We start from the raw sequence: 16,362 nt of genomic DNA, 5'->3' as shown, positions 1-16,362 counted from the left end.
AGATCATAATCACATAACGATCAAATCGTTGTTGCGAAGGCGCCGGCGCCGCCGGTTTCGTAGATTAGCGTTAAACCTGTGGCGTTAAGTCTGTCCCTGATTTCGAGAGGTGCGACAGCCGGCCTCATGCGAGGATGCGAGGCCTTGATGCCGCGGATGGATCCAGTGCCCGCCAAGACATTCGACTACGATCCCGACGACATGGTCCTCAACCTGTTCTACGAGGACAAGGACGATCGCTGGTTTCCAGGAGACCGCCATCTGCGGCGCATGGCGCGCAAGATGCTGTTCGGCGAGCCGCGCATGAGCGGACAGCTACGCGTGTTCCTCAATCTCTGCGCCGGACTCGATCGGCTCGGCATCCGTTACCGCGTCAACGATTACGGCTACATCGCGCAGCATCCGGACGAGGTCGCCTGCATCATCGGCCGCACCTTCCTGCTCGACAAGTTCGCCTGGAAGAATCCGATCCTGCTCGGCGTCGCCGCGCATAATCACCCGATCGACGACCCCGATCTGTTCAAGCGCCTTCCAGTCAAGAAGGTCGTGGTGCCCGGCCCCTGGTATGCCGAGATGTACCGGCCGCATTGGCCGGAGACAGAGGCGTGGCCGGTCGGCATCGACACGGATATGTGGGCGCCGTCGCGCCCGCGTGACAAGACCGTCGATGTCCTTCTGTACGACAAGGTCAGCTGGGATCGCGATCGCTACGTGCCGGAGCTGGTCGAGCCGGTTCGCGAGCGGCTGATCAAGGAGGGCCGCTCCTTCACGGAGCTGCGTTATGGCAGCTACAGGGAGGAAGACTATCAAGCGGCGCTGGCGCGTTCGCGCGCGATGATCTTCCTGTGCCAGAACGAGAGCCAGGGAATCGCCTATCAGCAGGCCCTGTCCAGCGGCGTGCCGGTGTTCGCCTGGGATCCCGGCGGCCCGTGGCCCGATCCCGACTATTATCCGCACCGCGTCCGGTTCGCGCCGGTCTCGTCGGTGCCCTATTGGGACGATCGCTGCGGCCTCAAATTCACGGACAGCGCCGGCTTCGAGGAACGCTGGACCGATTTCTGGGCCGGCTGCAGCACGGGCAAGTTCGATCCGCGCGGCTACATCATGGACAATCTGACGCTGGAGCAGCGCGCGCTGCAATATTACGAGATCGCGCGCGGCGTTGCGCGGCAGAGCCGGGTTTCTGCCGCCTCCGGCATGCTGGTTGACGGATGGTTAACGGGGATGGGTTAGACCCTCAGGGTTCTCCATCGTCCCGTCAGGCCGAGAGGCATGGATCGTAGCGCCGCAGACATGACCGACGTCGAGGCCGGCTCGTTCGGCCACGCGCTGCGTGGCGTGCTTGCACGGCTGGACGTCGCGAACGTGGCGCGTTGTCTCGTTGCCGTCACCACCCTGCTGCTGGTCCTGATCACGCTCGATCCGTTTCCGGATTTGCGCAATCCCGACATTGCCAACGTCGTCGGCGGACGGTTGGCGACAAGCTACATTTCATTCGGATTGCTGGCCACGGTCGCGGTGTTGTTTACGCTCTCGACGGATGCGCCCTCGCTCAGAAGCCTGGTCACGCCGCTGCATGTCTGCCTGATCGGCTGGATGCTGATCAATCTCGCCTTCTCCGAGAGCCGCGGGATCTCGATGCAGCGCTTCGTGGTCGCGACCAGCGTGACGACGCTCGCCGTCCTGCTGCCGCTGTTGCCGCCGACGCTGCGGAGCTTCAATCTGTGCCTTGGCGGCGCCGCGCTGGTGCTGCTGGCGCTGTGCTATCTCGGCGTCTTCTTTGCCCCGCAATTTTCGATCCACAGCGCGCTCGATGTCACAGAGCCGCAGCTCGCCGGCGACTGGCGCGGCAGCTTCGGCCACAAGAACGTCGCCTCGCCCGTCATGACCATCCTGGTTTATACAGGCATTTACCTGGCAGCCGTCGGCTCCTTCGTGATGGGACCTGCGATCGCGCTGCTTGCCGGCGTCTTCCTGGTCTTCACCGGCGGCAAGACATCGTCGGTACTGTGCCTTGCGATCTATGCCCTGGCATCGCTGGTCTACCTCACGCGGAGCCTGTGGCTGAAGCGGATCATCTGCTTCGCGCCACTGGTCGTGCTGAACCTGCTGACGGTCGGCAGTGTCCTCAGTCCGGCGCTCGGCAGCATCACGGGCGCGCTTCCGATCGATCCCACCTTCACTGGCCGTGCCGAGATCTGGGAGTTTGCGCTCAGAGCCGTTGCGGAAAAGCCGGTCACCGGCCATGGCTATGCGGCGTTCTGGGACGGCGTGACGGAGCGACAGACCACCCAGGGCGCGGAGTGGGCGGTGAGCGCGGCGCACAGCCACAACAGCTATCTCGATCTCGCCGTCACGATAGGCCTGCCGGGCCTGCTGCTCGTCATCCTCATCTTCGTTCTCGCGCCGCTGCGCAATTTCCATGAGGCCCAGGCTCACAGCCGCAGCAACGCGCTCGGCAAGCTGTTCCTCACCATCTGGCTGTTCGGCCTGTATTTCGGGGCGACCGAGACCTTCCTGCTCGAGCGTCAAAATCCGGTCTGGTTCATGTTCGCTCTCGCCGTGGCCGGCCTGCATTTCCTGGCGAGATTTCAATGTGTCGAGCGGCCGGAACCCGGTCGCTGACAAGTTGTCGCAGACGCGCGTTCCATATCGGGACACGGGAGAGCGCTCGGCCTGACGGTAACGGCTTAACGATAAGCTGCGACGTAACTTGAGGTCTGCGGCAAAACATAATCTATCTGGACATGTATTGTAACTGTATGCCTCGCAAATGGCGTTTCTCAGCGTTGAGCACTTAGACGGTCGGGTGTCGTCCAGCACGTCGGGAATCTCGGTCGATTTCATGCGTGACTGGCACAGGGCCGCATTGCGCCTGAACGCCGGCCATCGCACCGCGTTCCAGCATGGTTACTGGCTCGACGCCTGGTACAAGGCCTTTCACGACGTCGCGCCGCTGATCGCAATCATCACCGATACGGCGACGGCCAGGGATATCGCGATCGTGCCGATGTTCAGCCACACGAGGCGCGGCATCCGCGTCGTCGAGTTTGCCGATCTCGGTGTCTCCGACAACAACGCCCCGATCCTGGCCGTTGATGCGACGTTCGACGCGGCGGGCGCACAAGCGATCGGCGCGGCGCTGGTCGATGCCTTGCGCGCCTTGCCCGATCGTTTCGACGTGCTGCGTTTGAAAAAAATGCCGTCCCATGTCGGCGCCCGGCCGAACCCACTGGTGTCGCTCGGCCGGCCGGGATCGTCATCGCTCAACGGCAATCTGGTGATGATGGGCGACGACTACGGGCAGTACCAGGCCTCGATCAAGCGCATGCAGATGCCGCGCTGCTGGCGCGTGTTCAACCGCAACCCCGGCGCGCGGTTCGAGATCGCCACGGACATTGAGCGCGCGCACGAACTGCTCGACGTGATGGACGCCCAGCAGCAGGAGCGTATGCACCAGCTCGGCTCGCGGTTCGTGCTCAATGATGCGGCCCATGCCGGCTTCTACCGCGACGTCGCCCGGCAGGGTGTTGCGGAAGGCTACGCGGTGATCTCGGCGCTCGTCTGCGACGAGGGCGTCGTCGCCACCACGCTCGGCGTCAGACATGGCGCGACCTATTTCCTGCTGCGCATCGGCCATGCCGGCAGGCGATGGGCGAATTGCTCTCCGGGACTGCTCGTCACCGAGCGCACCATGGCGGCGCTGCATGCGCAGGGCGTGCGGCGTTTCGATCTCAGCATCGGCAATCACGACTACAAGCGTCGCTTCGGCGCCGAACAGGTCGCCCTGACCGATGCCAGCGTCGCCCTGTCCTGGCGCGGGCTGCCTTACGTCCTGCGTGACCATGCCGCGCAGGGTCTGCGCCGCCATCCGAAGCTCGCAGCCCTTGCGGCGCGGGCGATCGGCAAGGGAGCGCGCTAAAAAGGGAACGCGCTGGAGCGCTCGTCGCTCGCGGGTTGCAAGGTCACTCGAATATCGCAATCGTTGTGCTATCGTTGCCTCCGCAAGCAGGAGGCGGCATGGACGACCGGTCGGCGAAATATCGTGCTTTCTTTGCGCAATTGATCTGCACTGCGGCCAAGGCCACGGACCCTCGTCTCGAGCGGGCCTTTCGCAACGTGAGGCGCGAGCCCTTCGCCGGCCCAGGACCGTGGTCGATCTCCTTCGGCGGCCATCCCTATGTCGTGACGCCCGATGACGATCCCGCCTTTCTCTATCAGAACGCGCTTCTCGCGCTCGATCCGGCGCGCGGCGTCAACATCGGCATGCCCGGCGCGCACGCTTACTGGCTGAGCGGCACAGGTGTCAGGGAAGGCGAGACCGTGCTGCAGATCGGTGCGGGCACCGGCTACTACACCGCCATTCTCGCCGAACTCGCCGGGCCCAAGGGCCGCGTCTATGCCTATGAGATCGACGCGCGCCTGGCGGGGCTTGCGCGCGAGAATTTGAAGGATATCGCCACCGTCGAGCTGCGTGAGCGCTCGGGCATCGCGTCCGATCTGCCCAGCGTCGACGTGATCTATGTCTGCGCGGGCGCGGCGCAGCCGGCCACGGAATGGCTCGAGGCGTTGCGCCCCGGCGGCCGGCTGGTGTTTCCGCTCGCGCCCGAGGGCATGCTCGGCGGCATGCTGATGATCACGCGTCCGGAGCAGGGGGCGGCCTGGCCCGCCAAATTCCTGAGCCGGGCCCAGTTCATCGGTTGCGCGGGGCTTCAGGACGCGGAGGCGGGCCGGCGATTGGCCGAGGCATTCGCGAGGGGATGGGAGGTCGTGCAATCGTTTCGGCGAGGGGAGGTGCCTGACGACACCTGCTGGTTCGCCGGCGACGGTTGGTGGCTGTCAACAGCGCCCGCATCCGCGCCGGCAGCGAGCATCCCGGCGCACGGCGACATCACACAGGCGTGACGGTCACGATCCCCCGCACTCGGCGCAGTGAAACCGGCCGCGCGAGGCACGGAACAGGCTGCGACAATACCAGCGGCGCGCGAGCGCCTGGGCCGGCTTGCGGATCATCTGTGCGATCAGGAGAAGTTCGAAAGCCATTGGTCTCGTAAGCCTTGCGTGTCGTAAGCGCTGTCGTTCCTGCTTACATAAGATGGGGCGGCATTCCCTTCAGAGAATGCCGCCCCCGTCGCATCAGCCATGCAGCTGGCTATGAGGCCTAAGCTTAACCGTGCAGCTTTTTCGCGGTCTCCGCGATCACGCGCCCTTGATAACGCGCGCCGGCCAGCTCGTTGGCGCTGGGGTGGCGGCTGCCGTCGCCGCCGGTGATCGTGGTGGCGCCATAGGGCGCACCGCCGGTGACTTCGTCGAGCTTCATCTGGCCGGCAAAGCCGTAGTTCATGCCGACGATCACCATGCCGAAATGCAGGAGATTGGTAATGATCGAGAACAGCGTCGTCTCCTGGCCGCCATGCTGGGTCGCGGTCGCGGTGAAGGCGCCGCCGACCTTGCCATGCAGCGCCCCCTTGGCCCAGAGCCCGCCGGCCTGGTCGAGGAAGTTCGCCATCTGCGAAGCCATCCGGCCGAAGCGGGTACCGGTGCCGACGATGATCGCGTCGTAGTTCGCGAGATCCTCGACCTTGGCGACGGGGGCAGCCTGGTCGACCTTGTAATACGAGGCTTTGGCGACCTCGGCCGGCACCAGCTCGGGCACGCGCTTGATGTCGACGGTTGCGCCGGCTTCGCGTGCGCCCTCGGCAACGGCATTCGCCATCGCTTCGATATGGCCATAGGCGGAATAATACAGGACGAGAACTTTGGTCATGGTGGTCTCCGTTCGAGTTGGATGTGATGGATGGTTGTCGGGTGTTACGCGGCGTCGACGAGCACGAGCTCGGAGTCTTCGAGGGCGGTTATCGTCAGCTTGCTCTCGCCCTGGATCGCAGCGCCGTCGCGGGCGTTGACGCGCACGCCGTTGATCTCGACCGCGCCGGCGGCCGGCACGAGGTAGAGGTGCCGCGCCTTCTGTGGCTCGTACTCGGCGCTCTCGCCGGCCTTCAGCGTGGTGGCGAGCACCCGCGCATCGGCGCGGATCGGCAGCGCGTCGGTGTCGCCTGCAACGCCGCTCGCGATGGTGACGAGCTTGCCGGAACGGTCCGCCTTCGGGAACGGCTTCGATCCCCAGGTTGGCTGGCCGCCGCGCGCGGTCGGCTCGATCCAGATCTGGAAGATACGGGTCCTGGTCGGCTCGAGATTGTACTCGGAGTGGCGGATGCCGCTGCCGGCGCTCATCACCTGCACGTCGCCCGCTTCGGTGCGGCCCTTGTTGCCAAGGCTGTCCTGATGGGTGATCGCACCCTCGCGCACATAGGTGATGATTTCCATGTTGGCGTGGGGGTGGGCGGGAAAGCCGGTATTCGGCGCGATCTCGTCGTCGTTCCACACCCGCAAGGACCCATGACCCATGTTGTTCGGATCGTAGTGGTCCGCGAAGGAGAAATGATGCCTGGCCTTGAGCCAGCCGTGATCGGCGCCGCCGAGTTTTGCGAAAGGTCTGAGTTCGATCATGGGAATCTCTCCAGTCCTGAAGTCCTGATGAAGCTTGGATAAGCCTCCGTCTGTGGTATAGAAATAGAAACTGTCGAAACACATTGTTTCCCTAAATAGCATTACGGGACCGGGCCATGGCAAAACTCCCCGACTTCGAGGCGCTCGCGATCTTCGCAAAAGTCGTGGAATTACGGTCGTTTGCGGGGGCCGCGAGCGAGCTCGCAATGTCCAAGGCGACTGTCTCCAAGGCGGTCACCCGGCTGGAGGAGCGGCTCGGCGCCAGGCTGTTCAACCGCACCTCGCGCCGGCTCGCGCTCACCGACGCCGGGCACAAGCTGGCCGACCGCGCGACGCGGCTGCTCGCCGACGGGGAAGCGGCCGAGAACGAGGCGCTCGCGCAATCGGTGGCGCCGCGCGGCCTGGTGCGGCTCGCGGTGCCCATGACGTTCGGCATCAAGGCGGTGGCGCCGCTCTTGCCGGAGTTTTTCGAGACCTATCCGGAGGTCTCGGTCGATCTGCATTTGAGCGATGCGACCGTCGATCTCATCGGCGAAGGTTTTGACATCGCGGTGCGGATCGCACGGCTGGCGGACTCCTCGCTGATCGCGCGGCGCCTCTTCACCATGCCGCGTTTCACGGTGGCCGCGCCGTCCTATCTGAAGAAGCACGGCCGGCCGACGCATCCGATGCACCTCGCCGAGCACAAATGCTTCAGCTACGCCTATCTTTCGACGCCCAACGTCTGGCACTACACCAACGCGGCCGGCGAGCAGGCGAGTGTCCGCCCCGGCGGCCAGCTCCGCGTCAACAATGGCGAAGCGGTGATGCCGTCGCTGATCGCGGGCCTCGGCATCGCCGAGCTGCCCGAATTCATCGTCGGCGAGGCGATTTCATCGGGTGAAGTCGAAGTGATCCTGAAAGACTGGAAGCAGGCCGAAGGCGCCGTACACCTGGTAACCCCACCCGGCGGCCCGCGCCCCGCGCGCGTCGAAGCACTCGGCGATTTCCTCGCGGCCAAGCTGCCGGGCACCTGCAAGCGGAAGCCGAAGAAGAGCGGGAAAGCGGGGTAGCTTGTAAGGCGAGCACGCTCCGTCAACCCGTCATTGCGAGCGCAGCGAAGCAATCCAGAATCCCTCCGCGGAAAGACTCTGGATTGCTTTGCTGCCCTCGCAATGACGGAGCCCTTTGAGACGGCATCGCTCACAAGCCGCTTTGCGTGCTCGCCGCGAGCCGCTACTCTCCTCGAACAAACAACAAAATGATATCGGGGGAGGCTGCCGATGAACCGCCGTGACCTGCTGCGCGCCGCGGCTGCCCTGCCGCTGACGCAAACAATCATCTCGCGACCGGCGCTCGCGCAAACCTATCCCGTCCGCAACATCACCATGATCGTGCCGTTCCCGGCCGGTGGCCAGGCCGACCTTGCCGCGCGTCCCGTCGCGCAGGCGCTGGAGCGGATTCTCGGTAAGTCTGTCATCGTCGACAACCGCGCCGGCGGAGCGGGCGGATCGGTCGGCAATGCCGCGGCCGCGCGCGCCGAGCCCGACGGCTACACGCTGCTGATGACATTGTCCTCGCTGGCGGTGCTGCCCGAGGCCGACCGGCTGTTCGACCGGCCCGTCGCCTACGAAGTGTCGCAGTTCATGCCGATCGCGCGCGTGCTGGCCGATCCCACGTTGCTCGCGGTACCGGCTTCGGCACCCTGGAAGACGGCGCAGGACTTTGTCGAGGACGCAAAGAAACACCCGGGGCAGATCACCTATGGCTCGTCCGGTCCCTACGGCACGCTGCATGTCGCGATGGAGATGTTCGCCAGCAGCGCCGATATCAAGTTATTGCATGTGCCGTTCCGCGGTGCGGGGCCGGCATTGACTGCGCTGCTCGGCGGCACCGTGCAGGCGATTGCGGCGGCGCCGGGCACGCTGAAACCGCAGGTCGATGACGGCAAGCTGCGCGTACTCGGCAATTGCGGCGCGCAGCGCATCGCGAGCTTTCCTGACGTGCCCACCTTCCGGGAGCTCGGCTACAAGGATGTCGAGATGTACATCTGGGCCGGACTGTTTGCGCAGAGCGCGCTCCCTGCGCCGATCGCGGCACGTCTGCGCGAGGCGATGGCGCAGGTGATGACGAGCCCGGATGTGCTGAGGACATTCGAAGCCTCGGGTAGTCTCGTCGCCTATCAGGACGCGCCCGCATTCGCTGACTTCGTGGCGACCGATAGCGCGCGGCTGATCGCGGCGGTCAAGAAGATCGGACGGGTCGAATAGGTTCCCGCTAAGTTCGTGCGCGCCTTCACATCTTGTTGTCCGTCAAGAAACCTTCTCGTGCCTCATTGATTGAGGACAATTGGCGGGATTGAGAAGGACAGACATATGCGGACAGGGCAGATCGCGCTCAGTGTTGCACTTTCGATCGCCGGCATCGTCGCGCCGGGCGCGGCGTTCGCGCAGGAGCATCGCGGCACACTGGAACAGCAGATGGCCTGCACGCCGGATGTGTGGCGACTGTGCAGCAGTCAGATTCCCGACGAGAACCGCATCGTGGCCTGCCTGCAGCAGAACACTCTGCAATTATCGAGCGCATGTCGCGCGGTGTTTCAGTCGAACAACCAGGCTCCGCCTCCGCAGCCGGTCCCGCGAAACCGCGTTGCGCCGCCACGCTACAACAATGCGCCGCTTCCACCGCCACAGGCGCAGCCGCGGCCCTATGACGACGACGATGATTAGGCGCTGAGGAGAACACGATCGGGAAAAGCGCGCGGCGATGGGCGTGACATGGCGGTCGTGCCGCCCTTTCAGCGTTCGCCCCTGCTGTCCGACTCGGGTCGATGTCCAAGCACCGTCCGCAAGATGGCGCCGAACAGAATGACCGCGACTGGCCAGTGGAACCAGATCTTGTGCGCGCCCGTGAGCAGATTGATCACAATCAAAAAGGCCGAGACCGTGACGGCCGCCGCGACCGGGCGGGGTAGCTTCCCCAGCCACTCCGAGACCACATTCGTCGGAGCGGACGGCTCATGCCTGTCGCCACTCCACGTGGCACGAACTGGCTCCCGGAGGGGTGGGCCCCCTTCGCTCGGGGCGCTCCCTCGTCCCGTGGTTTGGCCACCCAAGGTCAACCGATAGCTGGTCAGGGGAGCGATGTTCTTCATGGGGCGCTGGCCGAGACAGTCGAAGCCAACCGACAATTTGTTGTGCACCTGATCGTAGACCGAGCTCGAGATCACGACGCCGCCGGGGTCGGCAAGCTCTTGCAGGCGGGATGCGATATTGACGCCGTCACCATAGATATTGGTGCCGTCCACCATGACGTCGCCGAGGTTGATGCCGATGCGAAATCGCATCGGGCTCATCGTCGGGTTCGCCTGGGGCGGGTCCGACTCCTGATTGGAAACTTCCTGCTGGATTTCGATCGCGCATTGCACGGCCTCGACGACGCTGGCGAATTCGGCGATCACGGCATCGCCCCAGGTATTGACGATGCGGCCGTCGTGACGCTCGACCAAACGCGCCATGGCGGCGCGGGAGCGGCGCAGCGTCTCCAGCGTTCCCGTCTCGTCGGCTTCCATGAGGCGAGAATAGCCGTGCACGTCGGCGCACAGCACGGTGGTCAGTCGTCGTTTCACCTTGTCTTCGGTCATGATCGCCATGCTAGCCTTCCTGACCGGCAAATGCATCAGGATCATTTTCGCTGCCGCGGCGGGCACCTGCCTCAAAACCGTCATAGCCGCGCGACGGATTGCAGCAGCCCATCGGTTTGACGAGAGCGGGCAGTGTCCTGGCGACAGCGGGGTGCCATCGTGGCCGGGCCGAACAGCCGGGCTGGCGTCAATGCAACCTCGAGGTCAGCTCCCCAAGCCGGCCGGAGAGCCATTGCCGTTCTGCAGGTGGAGGATCGAGCGCGAGGAGGACGGCATACGCCAGGCGCGCCTCCTCTATTCGCCCGGTGCGCGTGAGCAGGTCGGCCCGGACGGCGTGATAGGGGCCAAACTGCGCGAGCCGCTCGCCATCCAGCCCTTCGAGCTCGGCCAGCGCCGCCTCGGCACCTTCCAGCTCCGCCACGGCCACGGCTCGATTGAGCCTGACGATCGGGTCGTCACGAACCAGCAACAATTCGTCGTAGATGTCGCGGATGCGGCGCCAGGGGGCGGGGTCAGACAGACTGGAGCGCGCGCACCAGCAGGCCTGGAGCCGCGCCTGAAGCGTGCGGACAGCGTCCGGCGCCAGACGGACGGCCGCTGCCAGGAGGGAATCTGCGCGCCGGATCAGATCGCGGCGCCATAGCGCGGGATCCTGCGCGGAGAGTGGGACCATCACGCCAGCGGCGTCCACGCGTGCCGGCCGGCGGGCCTCTGCGTAATGAAGCAGCGCCGCGAGCGCGTGCACTTCGCCGGCATCGGGCACCAGCTCGGCCAGCATGGACGCCAGGTGCAGCATCTCGGCGGCAAAGCCGGCGTGTGGGCTCAGGCCCGCCGCGTCCTCATGGGCCTTGGCATAGGCGACCTCGATGGTGGAAAGGATCGCCTCGATCCGCTCGGGCCAGTCTTCGGGCGACGGCAGCTCGAACGGAATTGCGGCATCTGCGATCTTGCGCTTCGCGCGAACCAGCCGTTGTGCGAGTGCGGTGTCCTCGACCAGAAAGGCGCGCGCAATCTCGGTCACGGTCAGGCCGCAGACCAGACGCAGCGTCAGCGCCGCGCGCGAGTCCGGCGCCACGGCCGGATGACAGCAGATGAAGATCAGCCGCAGACGGTCGTCGGGAATCACGTAGCTATCGGCGGTCATGACGTCCTCCGCATCGGCCTCGGCGGGCGGCTGCTCCGGAGCGAGTTGCCGTCGCGTGCGCTGTCGGCGCAGCATGTCGAGAGCGACCCGGCCGGCGACTTGATAGAGCCACGCCGCCGGGTCGTCCGGCATGCCGCGCTCCCGCCAGGCCGTGAGCGCCCGCACGCAGCTTTCCGAAAACGCGTCCTCGGCAAGCGACAGATCGCGAAACCGGCCCGCGAGCGCGGCAATGATACGCCCGCCCGCGGCCCGGAAAACGCGCTCGATGGCGGAGCCGTTCACGGCTCAAGCAGCGGGCGAATCTCGATCGACCCGTCCTGCAGCACGGGAACGCGCTTGGCGATCGCGATGGCCTCGTCGAGGTCGGCCGCCTCGATCAGATAGAAGCCACCGAGCTGTTCCTTGGCTTCGGCGAAGGGGCCGTCATGTACGGTCTTTTTGCCGGCCACGGTTCGTATGGTGGTCGCCGCCGAGGTCGCTCTCAGGCCGCTGCCACCGATGCGCCTGGCACCGAGCTCTTGCGTAAAGGTCATGTGCTTGCCCACGATCTCGGCGATCTTCGGGCCGGATTTGTCGGGACCGTAGAGGGCCTCGTCTTCATAGATCAGCAGCGCATATTTCATGTTTTGCTCCTCATGTTGAAGTTACATCAGCGTGCCGCATCTGGCGACACCATCACGGAGACGCGCCGTGTCTGGACGGATCGACATCGGCTGAAAGAATTTTTGCGAGGCCGAGACACCGGTCCGGGTTGCGACCAGCTGGCGCTCGACGGCGACGCCGCCTTGCAGGTGAGCGCCCTCGGTCTGGGCGCCGCACGGCGTGGTCAAGGCGAGCCATGCCCGCGCGACGAAATACAACAGTTGAATGACAGCCCTGCCACTGCGACGCCCGCTCATGGTCCGCCTCTGCCCTGCATCAGCGAGCCGCCATGGTTCGCTTGCAATGGAGACGCGGTGCCGGGACGGCAATCGACATCCGGCCGGAAAATTTTGCGGAGTCGGGGCGGTCAGCGACCGGGTCGAAATCGCTGCCGGGAGCGCGCGGCAGCCGGGGCTTCGCCAAGCTCCCGATCTGGCGGGAGACCGGCTGTCGCACTTGGAGCGGATGTCAGACGCGCACAATTTGCGCCCGCCCCTCAATGGCCGCCCTCTAAGCCGGCCTTGCCGCCTTACGGCCGGTGTTCGCAGACATCGACCCACTCGGCCGCGGTGAGCTCGGCCAACCGCTCGGGCGTGATGCGCACGGCGCTGTGGGTCGAGCCCGCAGCCGGCACTACCACGTCGAATGCCTTCAGCGAGACGTCGCAATAAACCGGCAATGGCGACTTCAGCCCGAACGGGCAGACGCCGCCGACCTCGTGGCCGGTGATCTCCGCGACCTCTTCCAGCCCCAGCATCTTCGGCTTGCCGCCGAACTGCGCCTTCACCTTCTTGTTGTCCATGCGCGAGGTGCCGGCTGCGACGATCAGGATCACGCGCTCGCCGACACGCAGCGACAGCGTCTTGGCGATCATGCCGGGTTCGACGCCATAGGCCTCGGCAGCCAGCGCCACCGTGGCGGAGCTGATCGGCGATTCCATGACTGAAATGTCGGGGGCTTTTTCGGCGAAGTAGGCGCGAACGGATTCCAGGCTCATTCCAATCGTTCCGGACTTACGGGCGGGCAATGATCTCAGGCAGCTCCGCGAGCGAGCGAACGCGATGATCCGGCGCAAAGCCGAGCTCGTCCATCTGGGTGCGGATCGCCTTGAACATGGTCAGCGGTGCCACGAGTTCGGTCTCGACGCAAGCCAGCGCCATGGCCTCCGGCGTGACCCGTTCGATCCAGGCGACGTTCAGCCCGAACGATTTGGCGCCGGCGACGTCCCAGGGATTGGAGGAGACGAACAGGACGTCCTCGGGCGCGGTGCCGAGCACCTCGCCGATCAGCGCATAGGCCTCCGGGCTCGGCTTGAAGATCTTCCTGGCATCGACGCTGATGGTGGCATCGAGCAGGCGGTCGAGACCGGAGCTGCGCGCCAGCGCATTCAGCATGTCCGGGCTGCCATTGGAGAGGATGGCAAGCTTTTGCGGCCGCAAGGCCGCGAGCGCCGTGGTCGCGTCGGGATAAAGATCGAGATCCAGGTACTTCGCGATGACGCGCTCGAACGCCTCGTTCTCATAGGCCAGCCCGAGCACGCGCAACGTATAGGCCAGCGAGTCGCGCGTCACGATCGCAAAATCCTGGTAGCGCCGCATCAGCGAGCGCAACCAGGTGTATTCGAGTTGCTTGATCCGCCAGACCTGCGTGATGATCTCGCCATAGCCCGGAAACGCATCCTCGGTGATTTCAGCGACCGACTGGACGTCGTAGAGTGTCCCATAGGCATCGAAGACGACGGCTTTGAACTTCATCGACTGTCCTTCCCGGCCCTTGCGGTTACAGGAACCCCGTTTGGGGGAGTGCACAGGACGTCAGCTTACCAGAGCACAGCGGGTGTCGGCCACCGCAAGCGTGATCGGCGGAATGTGACGCTCGGTCGCTTCGTTGTTTCCGAGCGACCAAGCCGTGCCGCTACGCCGGCCTGGAGAGCTGCGGCAGAGGCGCCTTGCGTTCGGGGAGCTTCTTCTTCGGCGGCGCGGGCAGCAAGCCTTCCCTGATCGCCTGCTTGCGCGCAAGCTTGCGGGCGCGGCGGATCGCCTCGGATTTCTCGCGCGTCTTTCGCTCCGAAGGCTTCTCGTAGGCGCGACGCTGCTTCATTTCGCGAAACACGCCTTCGCGCTGCATCTTCTTCTTCAGGACACGAAGGGCCTGATCGACATTGTTGTCGCGGACCATTACCTGCATCGAAACTCCTTGCTGGGCTGCGAAAGGGGACAACCCTGCACGCAGCCGGTTGCGCAGGGAACTCGTTGCGAATGGGAGAATGGGAGCAACCGCGGATATCTTCGTCGGTTCGAACGAGCAGGTTTGCCCGTCACGGCGATGCGCGGCTCAGTGGCGGCGAGGTGACCACCCCCGTGCGGCCAAGTCAATCGATAAGGGCATTGCCCCGACCCGGCAAATCAGGTCTCGAGCTGCCCCCGCCGGCACCCGGGATCGCCGGCCCGAAAACAAACTGGCGCCTTTCCTTGTAAAACGGCGAACAATGTGTATATTCCCCGCATTCGATTAGCCGCTGTGCCTTGTTGATCGTGCCCGCGGGCTCCTTTTCCAAAGACATCGACGAAGTTGAAACTGCCGCGTGATTGTCGCGCGGAACGCGCGTGTGCGCTTTGGAGAAGAGAATGACGACAGGTACCGTGAAGTGGTTCAATGGCCAGAAGGGCTTCGGATTCATCCAGCCGGACGATGGCAGCAGCGACGTGTTTGTTCACATCAGCGCGGTCGAACGCGCTGGTCTCGGCGGTCTCGCCGAAGGCCAGAAGGTCAATTACGAGCTCAAGACCGACAAGATGCGCGGTAAGGTCAGCGCAGAAAACCTCTCGCTGGCTTGATCTCGTCGCGCCGTTTCACGGATGTACTGAAACGGCCTGTTGCCCGCTCGATCCCAGGATTGAGCGGGTTTTGCCTGTTGCCAAACGAGGTGAAGGATGAGCACCCGAAAGTCGGCGGTACCGTCACCTGAGGCAATCGCGCGCGCCGGTCGTCAGCGCCTGGCAGCCGAAGAAGGTGTGCGTGCGATTGCGGATGTCGAACGACAGGCCATCGAGGTCCGCAAGAACATGGCGCGACTGCGCCAGTTGCGCGAAGCCAGGGAAGCTGCGGACGCGGCTCGCGCGGCGACCGAGCCGGCGCCAAAGAAGCGGACGAGGAAGTCGGGGCGATAGCCCGGTGCGACGAACGCCGAAGCCTAGTCTTAAGCAGAAGCCTGGTCTCAAGCAAGAGAGTGTTGATCGTGCCCAGAGCAAAGTCGGACGGCAAAGGAACGATTACATTCACGCTTGCGCTAGGCGCGGCGCGCCAGCTTTGCAGACTGACGACGACGTTCCAGACCGACAAGCAGGCTTTCAGCTATCTCCATCGATACCGGACCCAGTTCGAGCAGATCGCGCGGGCGCGGCTTGCCTCGGGCGAGCTCGAAGACGGCATAATCGTGCTGACGATGCTGTAGCTCGCCTGTCTCTCAGACTAGGCCAATCGCGAGCGCAACGTCGACGAGAAGCAGCCCGACGAGGGTACTCCTGTCTGGCCTCACCTCGTCAATTCCTTGCGGACTGCGGCGGCGGAGTTGCCCACTTTTTCGACGATCTCCTGCAGCTTCGCGCGTGTGATGCCGAACTCGCGGGACCAGGATTTGACCTCTTCATCCCTGTCCATGTTGATCTTGCTGCGATCCGGTTGCGCGCGCCTGGTCAATAGAGCCATATGATGTCCCGGTCTCGAGTATCGACAAATGGGGCTTTCGCAACCTGCTCCCGATAGGAAGAAATCGCCCTGTTGGCGAGCATGAGCGTTCTGCGCTCGCCTGCGCGCAGCTGCTGCTCGATCGCGTCCATGATGATGTTCGCGGACTCGGTCGCCCCTCTCAGCTCGCCGGACTTCTCCAGAAAGCTCCAGGCGATCTCGAACGATCCTTCAAGTGCGCTGACGCGTGTCATGATCGTCAACTCCGCCGAACCGTGCCCGTTCCTCGCGGCCGGCCGCCCGAAAAAGCCATCGCCAGAAAGACGGGCCGGCCCTGCTGTCAACCGGCGCTCTCCGGAGATGACGATCGATCGGCGCAAAGTTTTCCATTCGCTCGGGATGCGCTGCGGTTAGGCTCGTGGCCATTGTTCGGCGCCTGTCGGCTCCGGTCCGGCAATTCAATGGCCGGGTCGGACGACGGATTGATACTCAAAGCATTTCGATTGCGCATGATCCGGAGGACGCTTTGTGCTTCAAGCATATTGACCCGGAAGGCTCGGGCGAGCTTTCCGGCTTTCGGCAGGGCTATCTGATCGGCTGCGCTGTCCTGATTTGCATCCTGGCCATCGAGATGATGGTGCTGCTTTAGGGTCTGTACTCAATAGGGATTCCATCTGAAATTAGATTGTGATTCAAGCTTCTCAACGGAAGGGAGGCTTGAATGGCAAAGCAGGTCTACTGGCTCAGCGATGCGGAA

General features: G+C 64.4%; 23 protein-coding genes. 11 read left to right on the top strand and 12 right to left on the bottom strand.

Features of this window, described 5'->3' with window-relative positions:
• Positions 1-165 precede the first annotated feature (165 nt).
• The 4 genes from JQ621_RS07725 to JQ621_RS07710 all read left to right on the top strand — a co-directional run bounded on the left by JQ621_RS07725 (position 166) and on the right by JQ621_RS07710 (position 4,905).
• Positions 166-1,233 (top strand): glycosyltransferase, encoded by a 1,068-nt coding sequence (locus tag JQ621_RS07725; RefSeq protein WP_212233862.1) that lies wholly within the window; start codon positions 166-168, stop codon positions 1,231-1,233.
• A 39-nt stretch (positions 1,234-1,272) separates the two neighbouring features.
• Entirely contained in the window at positions 1,273-2,625 is a 1,353-nt protein-coding gene (locus JQ621_RS07720; RefSeq protein WP_212233861.1) for an O-antigen ligase family protein, read from the top strand.
• 148 nt (positions 2,626-2,773) lie between these two features.
• Positions 2,774-3,922, top strand: coding sequence for a GNAT family N-acetyltransferase (locus JQ621_RS07715; protein ID WP_212233860.1), 1,149 nt, complete (start codon positions 2,774-2,776; stop codon positions 3,920-3,922).
• A 98-nt stretch (positions 3,923-4,020) separates the two neighbouring features.
• Positions 4,021-4,905: a protein-L-isoaspartate O-methyltransferase family protein gene (locus tag JQ621_RS07710; protein ID WP_212233859.1), complete on the top strand. Its 885-nt coding sequence runs from the start codon at positions 4,021-4,023 to the stop codon at positions 4,903-4,905.
• A gap of 3 nt (positions 4,906-4,908) precedes the next feature.
• Here the strand turns inward: JQ621_RS07710 and JQ621_RS35745 are convergent, their stop codons facing one another.
• The 3 genes from JQ621_RS35745 to JQ621_RS07700 all read right to left on the bottom strand — a co-directional run bounded on the left by JQ621_RS35745 (position 4,909) and on the right by JQ621_RS07700 (position 6,510).
• A complete protein-coding gene (locus JQ621_RS35745; protein WP_283813159.1) occupies positions 4,909-5,043 on the bottom strand; it encodes a hypothetical protein in 135 nt (44 codons plus the stop codon).
• A 124-nt stretch (positions 5,044-5,167) separates the two neighbouring features.
• Complete coding sequence (gene wrbA / locus JQ621_RS07705) at positions 5,168-5,767, bottom strand: NAD(P)H:quinone oxidoreductase (protein WP_212233858.1); 600 nt, start codon at positions 5,765-5,767, stop codon at positions 5,168-5,170.
• Between the two features lie 44 nt (positions 5,768-5,811).
• Entirely contained in the window at positions 5,812-6,510 is a 699-nt protein-coding gene (locus JQ621_RS07700; RefSeq protein ID WP_212233857.1) for a pirin family protein, read from the bottom strand.
• A gap of 116 nt (positions 6,511-6,626) precedes the next feature.
• Between JQ621_RS07700 and JQ621_RS07695 the strand changes: the two genes are divergently transcribed.
• The 3 genes from JQ621_RS07695 (at position 6,627) to JQ621_RS07685 (ending at position 9,218) form a co-directional block, all read left to right on the top strand.
• Positions 6,627-7,562: a LysR family transcriptional regulator gene (locus JQ621_RS07695; RefSeq protein WP_212233856.1), complete on the top strand. Its 936-nt coding sequence runs from the start codon at positions 6,627-6,629 to the stop codon at positions 7,560-7,562.
• A gap of 210 nt (positions 7,563-7,772) precedes the next feature.
• Positions 7,773-8,759 (top strand): tripartite tricarboxylate transporter substrate binding protein, encoded by a 987-nt coding sequence (locus JQ621_RS07690; protein WP_212233855.1) that lies wholly within the window; start codon positions 7,773-7,775, stop codon positions 8,757-8,759.
• A gap of 105 nt (positions 8,760-8,864) precedes the next feature.
• Positions 8,865-9,218, top strand: a complete 354-nt coding sequence (locus JQ621_RS07685; protein WP_212233854.1) for a hypothetical protein — start codon at positions 8,865-8,867, stop codon at positions 9,216-9,218.
• Positions 9,219-9,286: 68 nt separating this feature from the next.
• On the opposite strand, the gene JQ621_RS07680 is transcribed toward JQ621_RS07685, so the two are convergent.
• From JQ621_RS07680 to rpsU, 7 genes are all read right to left on the bottom strand, one after another.
• Complete coding sequence (locus tag JQ621_RS07680) at positions 9,287-10,132, bottom strand: adenylate/guanylate cyclase domain-containing protein (RefSeq protein WP_212234287.1); 846 nt, start codon at positions 10,130-10,132, stop codon at positions 9,287-9,289.
• 187 nt (positions 10,133-10,319) lie between these two features.
• Positions 10,320-11,558 (bottom strand): RNA polymerase sigma factor, encoded by a 1,239-nt coding sequence (locus JQ621_RS07675; RefSeq protein WP_212233853.1) that lies wholly within the window; start codon positions 11,556-11,558, stop codon positions 10,320-10,322.
• Positions 11,555-11,899, bottom strand: coding sequence for a YciI family protein (locus JQ621_RS07670; RefSeq protein WP_212233852.1), 345 nt, complete (start codon positions 11,897-11,899; stop codon positions 11,555-11,557). Before JQ621_RS07670 ends, JQ621_RS07675 begins: the two co-directional genes overlap by 4 nt.
• Positions 11,900-11,920: 21 nt before the next feature.
• Positions 11,921-12,175 (bottom strand): hypothetical protein, encoded by a 255-nt coding sequence (locus JQ621_RS07665; RefSeq protein ID WP_212233851.1) that lies wholly within the window; start codon positions 12,173-12,175, stop codon positions 11,921-11,923.
• Between the two features lie 272 nt (positions 12,176-12,447).
• Positions 12,448-12,915 carry a YbaK/EbsC family protein gene (locus JQ621_RS07660; RefSeq protein ID WP_212233850.1) on the bottom strand — a complete coding sequence of 156 codons (468 nt, stop codon included), beginning with the start codon at positions 12,913-12,915 and terminating at the stop codon, positions 12,448-12,450.
• A gap of 16 nt (positions 12,916-12,931) precedes the next feature.
• A complete protein-coding gene (locus tag JQ621_RS07655) occupies positions 12,932-13,672 on the bottom strand; it encodes a haloacid dehalogenase type II (RefSeq protein ID WP_212233849.1) in 741 nt (246 codons plus the stop codon).
• A 160-nt stretch (positions 13,673-13,832) separates the two neighbouring features.
• Complete coding sequence (gene rpsU / locus JQ621_RS07650; protein ID WP_212233848.1) at positions 13,833-14,105, bottom strand: 30S ribosomal protein S21; 273 nt, start codon at positions 14,103-14,105, stop codon at positions 13,833-13,835.
• A 440-nt stretch (positions 14,106-14,545) separates the two neighbouring features.
• On the opposite strand from rpsU, the gene JQ621_RS07645 reads away from it, so the two are divergent.
• The 3 genes from JQ621_RS07645 to JQ621_RS07635 all read left to right on the top strand — a co-directional run bounded on the left by JQ621_RS07645 (position 14,546) and on the right by JQ621_RS07635 (position 15,372).
• Complete coding sequence (locus JQ621_RS07645; RefSeq protein ID WP_212233847.1) at positions 14,546-14,755, top strand: cold-shock protein; 210 nt, start codon at positions 14,546-14,548, stop codon at positions 14,753-14,755.
• A gap of 96 nt (positions 14,756-14,851) precedes the next feature.
• Complete coding sequence (locus tag JQ621_RS07640) at positions 14,852-15,088, top strand: transcriptional regulator (protein ID WP_212233846.1); 237 nt, start codon at positions 14,852-14,854, stop codon at positions 15,086-15,088.
• A gap of 59 nt (positions 15,089-15,147) precedes the next feature.
• Positions 15,148-15,372, top strand: a complete 225-nt coding sequence (locus JQ621_RS07635; protein WP_212233845.1) for a hypothetical protein — start codon at positions 15,148-15,150, stop codon at positions 15,370-15,372.
• Positions 15,373-15,452: 80 nt separating this feature from the next.
• Here JQ621_RS07635 and JQ621_RS07630 read toward each other — a convergent pair whose 3' ends face one another.
• Together JQ621_RS07630 and JQ621_RS07625 are read right to left on the bottom strand one after the other, a co-directional pair.
• Entirely contained in the window at positions 15,453-15,626 is a 174-nt protein-coding gene (locus JQ621_RS07630; RefSeq protein WP_212233844.1) for a DUF3606 domain-containing protein, read from the bottom strand.
• Positions 15,614-15,859 carry a hypothetical protein gene (locus JQ621_RS07625; protein ID WP_212233843.1) on the bottom strand — a complete coding sequence of 82 codons (246 nt, stop codon included), beginning with the start codon at positions 15,857-15,859 and terminating at the stop codon, positions 15,614-15,616. Before JQ621_RS07625 ends, JQ621_RS07630 begins: the two co-directional genes overlap by 13 nt.
• 164 nt (positions 15,860-16,023) lie before the next feature.
• Between JQ621_RS07625 and JQ621_RS07620 the strand changes: the two genes are divergently transcribed.
• Positions 16,024-16,254 carry a hypothetical protein gene (locus JQ621_RS07620; RefSeq protein ID WP_212233842.1) on the top strand — a complete coding sequence of 77 codons (231 nt, stop codon included), beginning with the start codon at positions 16,024-16,026 and terminating at the stop codon, positions 16,252-16,254.
• The last annotated feature ends 108 nt before the right edge of the window (positions 16,255-16,362 follow it).

Source organism: Bradyrhizobium manausense (genome assembly GCF_018129685.1).
Taxonomy (GTDB): domain Bacteria; phylum Pseudomonadota; class Alphaproteobacteria; order Rhizobiales; family Xanthobacteraceae; genus Bradyrhizobium; species Bradyrhizobium manausense_D.
Note: the sequence above shows the minus strand (reverse complement) of the source record. Positions and strands in the feature narration are given on the sequence as shown.